A 291-nucleotide genomic window follows, 5' to 3' on the forward strand; every position below is an offset into this window, starting at 1 on the left:
GGGCACATCCCGCACGCATTGTTCTTCTCCACCAACGTGGTGAAGCCGAAAGAGGTCCGCTACCCGGCGACCAAGACCGACGGCTCCAACATGGACGGTGCCGGCTCCCCGATCCCCGAGGGCGCCCGCGTCCAGCTCGACCCCTCCATCGACGTCGAGGCCATCCCCGGCATCAGCAAGGGCGAGGCCACGATCGCGAAGGCGCTGCAGGAGTACGGCGCCTACGTCGGCGACAACGGCGGCGCCCGGATGGCCTTCATCGCCGAGTACGCCCCCGACTCCGACGCCTAC

General features: G+C 69.1%; 1 pseudogene. It reads left to right on the plus strand.

Annotated elements, in window-relative coordinates:
* Positions 1 to 291: pseudogene (locus TOK_RS12065) on the plus strand (hypothetical protein); the annotation flags it as partial.

Origin of the sequence: Pseudonocardia sp. N23 (genome assembly GCF_002583555.1) — a bacterium.
In the GTDB taxonomy this organism is placed as follows: Bacteria; Actinomycetota; Actinomycetes; order Mycobacteriales; family Pseudonocardiaceae; genus Pseudonocardia.